We start from the raw sequence: 10,623 nt of genomic DNA on the forward strand, positions 1-10,623 counted from the left end.
GGGTGGGATGGGCCGGTATCGGTGGAAGCCGACGGTGGCGGCGGTGGCGTCGTCGGTGAGGTAGATGTCGCCGTAGAACATGGCGTGCTCGATCCAGATGGCGAGGACGTCAGTGAGGATCCGGCGCCGTGGGCTTGGGTCGGGGATTAGCCATGTGGCGAGAGGGCTGGGATTGAGGGCGTCGGAGATGAGTGCGGCGACGTGGTCTTTGTCTGCCCAGCGGGCGGCGCGGATGCGCGGGACAGTGTCCATGGCAATTCCCTTGAAGCAGTTGGCGGGGTCAGGAGTTGTCGCTGCTCGTGGTGTGGGTGTGGACGAGGAACAGGTGGTAGTCGTCGACGAAGGCGCCGTTTCGGTCACTGTCGGCTGGCGGTGTGAGTGCGGCTCTTTCGTACGCGAGTAGTTCGCCGTTGCTGGGGTTGAGGATCAGCAGGAAGCGGATGTCGTCGGCGATGGCGATGGCGCTGACGCCGATGCCGGTTCGGCCTGCCCGGTCGGTCACCAATGGGTGGTAGGTGATTCCGGCGGTGTCGCGCAGGACGGTGAGGATCGCGGTGCGGGCCGGCTTGGTTGGGGGTGCGCCAGCCGAGCAGGCTCGCGAGGCCGCGGATGACGGCGGTGGGTCCGAGGAATCGGGGTTGCGTGGTGTCGATCTGCGCGGTGAGTGCCGTCGGGTCGGCGGCGATCGGTCCGATGGGTCCGTCCAGCTGGCCGGGGTAGTAGGTGCTGTCGTCGGTGGGCTGGTTGCCGCCGGGGTAGCGGCTGCGGATGACGCGTCCGGAGGCGTCGTCGGCGCGCCAGCGTTGCTCTTCGAACAGCACGGTCCGCGTGGTCGTGCTGTTGCCTGCGATCGCGGTGTCCGTGGCCCATTGGAGTAGATGGACGTAGGCGAACCGGCCCGGGATGACGTCACAGCCGGAGGGCCCCGTCCCTACCGTCTTGAGGCCCTGCTGCGTCGGAGGCGACGCCGACAGGCGCGTCGGCGACTGGTCGAGTTTCTGTCGGGCACGGGCCTTGAGCTGTGCCGCAGTCAGGGGGGCGGGCGACGGACACGGTGCCACGATCGGCCGGGACGCGACGGTGCTTGGCAGCGAGGGTGGGGATGGCACCGGCCCGGCGGTGCCCGTCCAGGTCGGGATAGCGGTAGCGGCAGCGAGCAGGCCGACTACACAGACAGCGGCCATAACCTTCATGGCTCCCCGGCCCACCGGGTGGGGCTTGTCGGTCGGAGGTCGCATGGGGGATTGGTTGGTCACGGTGGGTTCCTTGCGATGAGCGGACAGGGCTAGCGGTAGGCGGCGGTGGCCACGTCGCCGACGGCGGCGTCAATGGCGGCGATGATGTCGCGCACCGGCTGATGGTGCTGCGCGGCGATGGCCTTCAGGCGGCTGGTCATGGCTGGGGTGTCGTCGTCGAGGTAGAGGTGGTGGGTGAGTCCGAGGTCGGCGACGAGGCCGGCGAGGGCGGCGGTGTGGTTGTCGGGTTGTTCGCGGCCGGCTGCGAGGTAGCGCAGGCGGGAGCGGGCGATGACCGCCCATCTGCTGTCGGTGGGCAGGTAGGTGTGGGCGCGGATGAGGCCGCCGAGGCGCCGTTGGGTGTGTTGGCGCAGGATCCCGCCGGCGAACAGACCGGCGCGGGTGCGGTCGTACAGGTCGTCGGAGAACCCCCGCAGCCACATGCGCAGCAGCGGGTGAGCGTTGCGGATGGTGGCGGCCGCGGCGTCGGCGATCAGGTCCCCGGTCGGACGGTCGATGTGCGGGTGTATCCGCTGGTGGCCTGCTGCGCGCGCCTCATCGTTCAGGTCGAGAGTCACCCGCCCGGCGAAATACAGGTCGATCAGGACCGCGCCGGCGAGCCCGAGCGCGAGGGCCTGCCGGTGCACGTGGAGGTGTCCGGTGTCGTCGTCGTGGCCGAGGAGGAACAGGTCATCGCGCAGCGGCAGGCGCGGGATCGACGCGGTCATCGGCGGGGCTCCTACCGCAGCCCGGAGGTGAGCCGCCGCAGCCGCTCGTGTGCCCCGCCGTACGCGGCTCCGGGGGCGGGGAGCCGTGCTTTGTCGATCGCGGCGAGGACGGTGTAGTTGGCGTCGCACACGTTGCCGATCGGCGCCCGCCCCGCCTGCGACACGAGCTGGTAGGCGTCCAGGATTTCCAAGTCGGTCAGGGCGCTGGCCCAGCCGACAAGGTCGTGCTGGGCGATGCGGTAGGCGTCCTCCAGGGGCCTCGCGCAGCCGATGGTCAGGATGTCCCGGTCGGTCTCCAACCGCGGCCACGGCGTGGTCACGCCTTTGATCACGTCGATGGCGAGGGTGGTGGTCGTGGCGATCTCCACGCCGACACCGCAGGCCTCGCCCTCGCCCTGACGAGCGTGCCCGTCGCCGAGGGCCAGCATCGCCCCGTGAACGTTCACCCCCAGGTACAGGGTGGTGCCGGCGCGCAGGTGCGGGGTGTCGAGGTTCCCGCCGTGGGTGTCAGGCACGAGTGTGGAGCGGGCCTCGAACCCGCCGGGGGCGACACCGATCGTGCCGATCATCGGATCCAGCGGCAGGTCCACGCTGTGGTCGCTGCGCGTGGCCTGAAACCGGACGGTCCCGGCCTGCCGGTCGATGCCGTACACCCACACCCGCTCCTCCAACGGAGGCTGCAAGGTGGCGGTGTGGGAGGTGGACGTCAGTGCCCCGAAGTGCGGGAACGTCGACGACACACCCCAGTCCCGCGCCGGGGTGATGGCGGCGAGGTGGACGGCGAGGGTGTCGCCGGGCTCGGCGTCCTCGACGAAGAACGGCCCGGACACCGGGTTGAGGTACGGCATGCGGCACACCTCCGACGGCAGGTCCGCCGGCCCCCGAACGAGACCAACGAAGCAGTCCTCCGTCACGACAGTGAAAACGTCCCCGCCGCGCACGTGCGCCACCGGCATCCGACCGCCGAAGGTGTAGGCCAGCTCGTCTCGGGCGGGCCGGTAGGTGAACGCGTCCATCCCGGTCACACCCGCTCCACGTGACGTGCCTGCGGCTGCGCGGGCGCCAGTCCCGAGAGGGCAGGTCGGCGGCCGGACAGGTACAGGCCAGCCAGGACGATGATGCCGAGGGCGAGCCACGCCAGGCCGAGGCGTTGGGCGGCGATGTTGGCGTTGACGACCACCCACACCAAGATGGCGAAGCCGACGGCGGGCATGACCATGTGCGCCCACCAGTTACCGCTGCGCTCCCGGATGAGGTGATGCACCACGACTGAGACGTGAAGGACCAGGAACGCGACCATCGCCCCGAAGTTGATCAGCGACGACAGAAGGGTGATCCCATCCGAGCGGGTCGCCATGTATAGGCCCAGCGCCAGGGACACGGCACCGGTGAGCAGCGTCGCGTTGATCGGCACGTGGCGGCGGATCGACACCTTCGCCAGGAACGCCGGCAGCTGCCGGTCCCGGGCCATCGCGTACAGCAGCCGAGACGTGGCGACCTGCGCGACCATCGAGTTCGGCAACCCCCACGCGATCGCCGTGGCCACCGCGCATAGCGTCGCCAGCCAGCCCCCGCTGGCCACGGCGGCGGCGTCGTAGAAGGCAGTGCCGTTTGGATCACCCCCGGCGAGAAGCACGCCGGGGTCGGGGACGAGCATCGCCGCCAGCCACGTCTGCGCGATGAACAGCACCCCCGCCAGGATCAGGACGGCGGCCATGGCGCGGCCGATCTGACGGGAGCCGCCCTTGGTCTCCTCGGCCAGCATGGAGATCCCGTCGAAGCCGAGGAAGGACAGCACTGCGATCGACACCGCCCCCGCCACCAGCGACCAGGTGAACGTGTCGGAGTTGTAGAAGGCGTCCCAGCTGAACCGGCCCCTACCCGAGGCGAGGGCCCAGCCGGCGACGGCCAGGAAGACCGCTAGGACGATCAGCTCGCCGACGAGCATCACCCGGGTAACGGCGGCCGTCATGCGGATCCCGACCGAGTTGACGACCGTGTTCACTGCGACGAACCCGAGCAGCCACAGCCACACCGGCATCGCCGGGACCGTGGCGTGCATCGCCACCGACGCCACCAAATACAGCAGCCCCGGTACGAGCACGTAGTCCAGGAGGATCACCCAGCCGGCGAGGAACCCGACCGGCGGGCTGATGCCGCGCCCTGCGTAGTTGTAGACGCTGCCCGACATCGGGAACGCCTTCACCATCTGCGCGTACGAGAACGCGGCGAACACCAACGCCACCACGCCGATCGCGTACGCCAAGGCCACCATGCCACCGGAGCCGGCGTAGACGCTGCCGAAGATCGCCATCGGCGCGATCGGCACCATGTACACCAGGCCGTAGGCCGATAGGTCGCGGAACCGCAACTGGCGGCTCAACTCCTGCCTATATCCATATCGCGACAGGTTGTCCTGGAGACTCATTAGACTCCTCAAATATCTTGATTCTGGCTAATCTCACGACTTCGCCGCTGACCTCGCCAGCGAAGGCAACTACTCGTCGACCCGAATCGCAGCTGACTGTTCGTCGGAATGCGGACGGGTACTTCAGAAACGAGAATTGCCCACCGGGACCAGATGAGTCGATAGCGGTGATGCGGACATGCGGTGTTGTCCGCATGCAACTGTCCGCGTAGCGTTCGAGCACGTAAGGTCAGGCCCGTCTGACTGCGGCAAGCGACAGGCAACGGCATCCAGGAGTACCGGTGGCTCAGGTTCCGCGACGGCTGACCCCGCACCGATCAGCGCTGCATGGGTATGGCGCCGCGCTGCGACAGTGGCGCGAGCGCTGCGGGCTATCCCAGCGCGCTCTAGGCAGGCTGGTGCACGTCAGCGGGGACCTCATCGGCAAGGTGGAGAAGGCCGAACGTTGGCCGTCCGCCCGCCTCGTTGAGTCGTGCGAGGCCGCGCTGCAGACGGGTGGTGCGCTGGTCGCCTTCCTGTCGGACCTCGAACGTGAGCGTCGATTGACCGGCGCCGGCTACCGCTTCCCCGACGGCACGGACGGCCAGCTCGGGGCCGCGATGGATCACTCTGAGGAGACTGACCTCCTCCGCTCGTGGCACGAGCAGCTCGCCAGTCTCGCCATTGCCGGAAACCGCACCGGATATGCGGGGATGGCGTCCACCGCCCATGCGCAGATCAGTACCGCAGCCGCTATCGGGCGCCGGAGCAGCTCAACCGACCGTCGAAAGGTACTCATCGCCCAGGCCATGTGGGCCGAGTTCCTCAGTTGGATCGACGAGCAGAGTGACGCCGCCGAGGCGGACGCGTGGCTGCGATGTGCCCAGCGGTACGCCGTCGAAGCCAATGCCCCGGCGCTGGCAAGCTACGTCCTGATGAGGCAGAGCCAACGCGCTCTCGAGCGATTCGACCCGCGCCAGGCCGCTGCCTTGGCGCATCAGGCTCTGGACGAGGTCCGGTTGCCAGGCCGCATCCGTGCTCTGCTGCTAGTTCGGCAGGCCCAGGCTTTCGCGATGGGCGGTGATCAGAGCTCCTGCGTTGCGAGCATCGACGAAGCGCACAGGGCCGCCGGAAGCGCCGATTGGGACTCGGAACTGCCGATCGATGTTGGCGTCCACTGCAACCCGGTGTACGTGGCTGCCCACGAAGCGCAGTGCCGTCTACTCCTCGGCGAACCGGCGGCGGCAGCCGATCTCTACGAGCAGCTTCTTCAGCAGTGGCCAGCTCAATGGCGCGTCGACGAGGCCCTGTGGCGATCGGCCCTGTCTACCGCCTACGTCAACAGCGGCAACGTCGAACGCGCCGCGACCGAGGCCACTAACGCCCTGGCTTTGGCCGCTGGTACCTCCTCAGGGCGGGCTCTGCGCTGGTTGAACCCCACGGCGGTGGCCCTTCGACAGCAGTCCGCCGTTCCTGAGGCGGCGGCCTTCGTGCTCGCTTATCGGCAGGCGACTCTCGAAGCGTGTAACCATTAGCCCGTGGACCTGATCACCACGGCAACGAGCATCGACGAGTCCGAGCGAGCGGCGTCCGTCGCGGTCCTCCCGGTCGGGAGCTTCGAACAGCACGGTGCCCACCTGCCGCTGCTGACGGACACGATCGTGGCGTGCGCGATTGCGCAGGCAGTTGCTGAGCGCTACAACCTTTTCCTGCTGCCGCCCGTGACGATCTCCTGCTCCCACGAGCACGCGGCGTGGCGTGGAACAGTCAGTATCAGCGCCACCACCCTCACCGCCGTAGTCGTTGACATCGCCGCCTCGCTGCATGAATCGGGCATCGATCAGCTCGCCGTGATCAACGGACACGGCGGGAACTACGCGCTTGCCAACGTCGTTCAGGAAGCCAACGTCGCCGGACCGCGGATGACTCTGTTCCCCGCTCGGGCCGACTGGGACGACGCGCGACTGGCCGCCGGCCTGTACAGCACAGCCCACCAGGACATGCACGCTGGCGAGCTCGAGGTTTCGCTGCTCCTGCATGCTGCGCCGGAGGTGGTTCGTGATGGCTTCCAGCATGCAGACCACGTAGCGGAGGACCGACGTCACCTCCTCACGAGGGGCATGGGTGGCTACACCACCAGCGGCGTCATCGGTCTGCCGTCGCACGCCACCGCCGCCAAGGGCAAGGCGGTACTCGAGGAACTTGTCCGTTCCTTCGCCGACCATTACGGCCTCCTGTCGAGCCCAAGGCATGATCAGGAATGATGCTGAACGAGAGCTTTTGTCCGCATCGACTTCGCCCCCAGGGAAGCGATCGGGTGGAGGCATTTGCAGGGTGATCCGGCGGCAGGGACAAGGCGATCGGACGTCGAGTCGGTCCACGTTGGGGCCGGCACGCTGGTCCGAGGACCTTGCCCTTCCGGTGGCCGCGCCGGTGTCCGGGCCACGGTTTGCGAGCCCGCCGCCGTCCTGCCCAGATGCACGTTGTTCGAGGAGGAACCGTGAGGCCGGGCGAGAGGATCGCTGAAGTGTCGGCGGACGACGCTGTCCGTGCCTCGGTGAGCTATGACCAGCTGCGTTCCAGTGATGAGGGCCTGTTCTGGTTGGAGGCCCGCCCTGACGCTGGCGGGGGTACGGCGGTGACACGGTGGCGATCCGGTGAGGGCAAGCGTGATGTCAGTCCGAGAGGCTTTGATGTCGCGAGCGGCGTTCACGCGTACGGGGGCGGGTCGTTCGCTGCTGGCGAGGGGACGTTGTGGTGCGTCGGCGGAGACGGCCTCTACCGGAGCCATCGTCGCGGCGGCCAACTGGAATTGGTCACTCATGGATCCTTCGGTGACCTGACGGTCGGCGATGGCGAGTTGCTGGCTGTGCGGGAGTCGAAACAGGGTGACGAGCTCATTGCGGTAGCGTTCACCGGTGCTCCGCAGGTGAGACCTCTCGCCTCGTCCCCCGGGTTTCTCGGTGCACCTCGGCCCGGTCCAGATTGGTTGGCCTGGACGGCCTGGAGTGAGCGCGACATGCCCTGGGATGCGTGCGAGGTGTGGGTGGCCTCCTACTCGCCGCGTGGTGTGATCGAGAATTCCGTGAAGCTGGCCGGGGGTCCGGGTGAATCGGCGCTTGAGCCGCAATGGGGGCCGGACGGGGCGTTGTATTTCGTGTCGGACCGCAGTGGTTGGTGGAACCTCTACCGGTGGGACGGCCTCAATGTGAGGACGGTGGCACCGATCGCGGGTGAGTGCGCCGCAGAGCCTTGGGAGTTGGGTTACGCGTCATACGGTTTTCTCGGCGACGGGCGAATAGTCATGGCGGTGCAGGAGGGGCCGCGACACCGCCTTGTCGTCATCGAGCTCGACGGCACTGTCCGGCCGGTCGACCTGCCGTACACCTCGATCAAGCCGTACCTGGCCGTGCAGGGCACGACAGTGGCGTTGATCGGATCGTCACCGACTGTTGCCCCTCAGGTTGTACTGATTGACCTGGCTGACGGCAATCTCCAGGTGGAGGTGCTTGCCAGGTCGGAGCATGCCGCACTCGAACGGGCGCGAGTGTCGACGCCGACGGAGCTGCGCGTTCGAGTGGCCAGTGGTCGGGAGGTGCTCGCCTTGGTATATCCGCCGACGGGGTCGGCGGCTGACTGGCGGGCCCCGGTGATTGTTCGGGCGCATCCCGGGCCGACCGCCTCCTGCTTGCTGCGCCTTGACTGGCAGGTGCAGTTCTTCACCAGCCGCGGGTTCGCCGTCGTTGATGTCGACTACCTGGGTAGCACCGGGTACGGCCGGGCGTTCCGGGAATCGCTGTACGGCCGGTGGGGCCTGGACGATGTCGACGACTGTGCGGCGGTGGCGGTTCACCTGCTGTCGACAGGGCGGGCGGTGCCGGGGCAGGTGTTCATCCGGGGGGCCAGCGCCGGTGGATACACCGCGTTGCACGCGGTGGCCCAGGACGGTCCGTTCGCCGCTGCCACCGCCGTGTCGGCGGTCGTGGATCCTGACCGGTGGGCGCAGACGGTGCCCCGGTTCCAGCGGGCGCACGCGATGCGGCTGCGCGGGGGCGCCGGCCCGGTCCGTGCCGCCGCTGTCCAACGGCCGGTGCTGCTCATTCATGGCACCGCCGACGAGGTGGCCGTGGTCGAGGATGTCCGCGACCTCGCCGACGAGTTGACGTCCCTTGGCGTGGCACCCGAGGTGTTGATTCTTCCTGATGTCGGCCACTATGTGGCGTCGTCCGGCCGAGCGGGCGCGGCGCTGGAGGCGGAGGTGGCTCATTACCGCTCGGTGAGTGCGGATGCAACCAACGACCAACACGGGTTATACAGCGGCCAGGGGTAGCCGATAGCGCACGTACTCGCCGAACTCGCGGACCTCGCGCTCGCAGCGGTAGGGCTCGAGGTCGGCCTGTACCTCGACGATGCGCTGTAGGCAGCGGTGTGAGGTGGTTTGTGCGGCGTGGTCGACTGCCTTGCGTGCGGTGGCGCAGGCTTCGTCGAAGCGGCCGGCGGCGGCGAAGGACGAGGCCAGGAGCGCGGTGTCGATGGCGAGTCGCCGGACATGAGTGGGGCTCAGCGCAGTGAGGGCGTCGCCCAGATGCTGTTGGGTGTGCTGCGGTCGGCCCAGATCGTGGAAGCAGTGGGCGATCTCGTCGGCGAGGTACGCCGCGTCGAAGTACCCGATCCACGCCGGCTCGTCCTCGGGCTTGCTGCGGGCCAGTTGCCTTTCCGCGATGTCGAGGTGGGTCAGGCAGTCGCCTTCGCATCCAAGGCGGGCGTGCGTGCGCGCCACCACCGCGTGCAGCGCGGCTGCCACGGCAGGCGTCGCCCGGGTCTCGCTTCCTCTCACCGCCGTCAGCGCCATCCCGCGTGCCGCCTCGGGGTGCCCGCAGTGCAACGCGAGGTGGCCGATGTTCACGGCGAGCAGGTAACTGCCGTACAGGCGGTCACCGGCAGCTTCCGTCAGACGTAGAGCGCGAAGGTAGCGGCGCTGGGCGAGACCGTAAGCGCCAGTGTCGACCGCCTGATACCCGCAGAGCTCGAAGAATCCCGCCGCCAAGGTGTAGAGGTGCCGACCGATCGGCTCCGAGGCGGGCGGGCTGGCCAGTAACCGGTTCAACTCGCGTTCGACGTACCGCTGCACCTGGGCGTGGACTCGTCCGGCGCCGTGGGTGTGATCCAACTGGCGGAACATCGCCAGGGCGGTCTCAGCGGAGTCGAGAGCCTCTTCGCAGACCAAATCAGGTGAACCGGCTAGGTCGGCCACGGACAGGTGGGGTCCCGCTGAGGCGTTCAGCCAGTCGAGCGCGGCGCGGTCAAGAACGCCAGGCTGGAAGGGAACGCGGACGACCATGTCCGCCACTCCGGGCGTCTCCTCCGCCTGGGCTGCCGGCAGGGTGCCGGCGTTGGTAGGACTGCTAGGGGAAATTGTCCGCATACCCTCGGTGGCGCGACGTTCCTCGAGAAGCGGTAGCAGGCGAACCAACGCCCCTTTGGCCGCCAATGCCCTGTCGCAGGCTTCAACGAATTCCCGAGACGGGAAACGGTCCGCTGTCTCGACCCGACGTATCAAGTCAGCGCTGAACCGGATCATCGCGCCGAGTCGCGCCTGCGAGAGATTGGCCCGCTCCCGCAGCCGACGCAGCTCGGCGCCGAAGAAGTGGCGCTGCGACAGGGACGGCTGAAGCATCCGCGGGGTCTGGCCCATAGCATCGCCTCCTCTGGCTGTTCACGCCACCAGCCGATAATCAGCGTGAATACCTCGCCCATAGGGTCACTCACTGTTCAGCCCGGTGCAACCAAGAACACCAAGATGCATAGACGCACAGGAAGCCCATCGGTGGCGCACATGCGGACAACCGCTTCGTCCGCATGCTTGGCATTCACTCCACGGACTCGACGGGCGAGTGTGGAGATGGGCCTGGCTACTCGTCAGATCCATCCCTGACCTGAACGAGCGCGGGAGGTCGCACTGGAGCAGGACCGTTCCGCCGCTGTGATCCTGATTCACGCTGGCTGCGCCCTCGGCCCTTGGCGCCGTACGAGCGATCACGCGGACGAGCATCCGCGCATACGGCTTGGGCAACCACGCGCGCCAGCGCATCGTCTTCAGACTCCCATGTGACTTGGCGAGTCCAGGGGACTGCACCCGGTTCGGTTGACTCCTGACCTGTGAGGATCTGTTCCTCGCTGGAAGGATGTCTGTCATGCCGAAAGCGTTCCCCCTGGAGTTCCGCCGCGACGTCGTCGCGGTCGCCCGTAAGGG

Annotated in this window: 7 protein-coding genes and 2 pseudogenes; 3 read left to right on the plus strand and 6 right to left on the minus strand. The window is 68.0% G+C overall.

Annotated features, from left to right (window positions below):
• From FHG89_RS29430 to FHG89_RS29450, 5 genes and pseudogenes are all read right to left on the minus strand, one after another.
• Positions 1-252, minus strand: a pseudogene (locus tag FHG89_RS29430) (N-acetyltransferase); the annotation flags it as partial.
• A gap of 28 nt (positions 253-280) precedes the next feature.
• The gene (locus tag FHG89_RS29435) at positions 281-502 is read right to left on the minus strand and encodes a hypothetical protein (RefSeq protein ID WP_139587667.1); all 222 of its coding nucleotides are present in this window, start codon (positions 500-502) and stop codon (positions 281-283) included.
• 783 nt (positions 503-1,285) lie between these two features.
• A complete protein-coding gene (locus FHG89_RS29440) occupies positions 1,286-1,963 on the minus strand; it encodes a GOLPH3/VPS74 family protein (RefSeq protein WP_139587668.1) in 678 nt (225 codons plus the stop codon).
• Positions 1,964-1,974: 11 nt separating this feature from the next.
• Entirely contained in the window at positions 1,975-2,979 is a 1,005-nt protein-coding gene (locus FHG89_RS29445; protein WP_425280243.1) for an acetamidase/formamidase family protein, read from the minus strand.
• 5 nt (positions 2,980-2,984) lie between these two features.
• The gene (locus FHG89_RS29450; protein WP_139587670.1) at positions 2,985-4,391 is read right to left on the minus strand and encodes an APC family permease; all 1,407 of its coding nucleotides are present in this window, start codon (positions 4,389-4,391) and stop codon (positions 2,985-2,987) included.
• A 281-nt stretch (positions 4,392-4,672) separates the two neighbouring features.
• Between FHG89_RS29450 and FHG89_RS29455 the strand changes: the two genes are divergently transcribed.
• The 3 genes and pseudogenes from FHG89_RS29455 (at position 4,673) to FHG89_RS29470 (ending at position 8,707) form a co-directional block, all read left to right on the plus strand.
• Positions 4,673-5,905, plus strand: a complete 1,233-nt coding sequence (locus tag FHG89_RS29455) for a helix-turn-helix domain-containing protein (RefSeq protein ID WP_139587671.1) — start codon at positions 4,673-4,675, stop codon at positions 5,903-5,905.
• Positions 5,906-5,908: 3 nt separating this feature from the next.
• The gene (locus FHG89_RS29460) at positions 5,909-6,634 is read left to right on the plus strand and encodes a creatininase family protein (RefSeq protein WP_139587672.1); all 726 of its coding nucleotides are present in this window, start codon (positions 5,909-5,911) and stop codon (positions 6,632-6,634) included.
• Positions 6,635-7,518: 884 nt separating this feature from the next.
• A pseudogene (locus tag FHG89_RS29470) lies at positions 7,519-8,707 on the plus strand (S9 family peptidase).
• Here the strand turns inward: FHG89_RS29470 and FHG89_RS29475 are convergent.
• Positions 8,680-10,065 (minus strand): helix-turn-helix domain-containing protein, encoded by a 1,386-nt coding sequence (locus tag FHG89_RS29475; RefSeq protein ID WP_139587673.1) that lies wholly within the window; start codon positions 10,063-10,065, stop codon positions 8,680-8,682. The pseudogene FHG89_RS29470 and the gene FHG89_RS29475 overlap by 28 nt on opposite strands.
• Between the last annotated feature and the right edge of the window lie 558 nt (positions 10,066-10,623).

This window comes from Micromonospora orduensis, from assembly GCF_006228125.1.
Taxonomy (GTDB): Bacteria; Actinomycetota; Actinomycetes; order Mycobacteriales; family Micromonosporaceae; genus Micromonospora; species Micromonospora orduensis.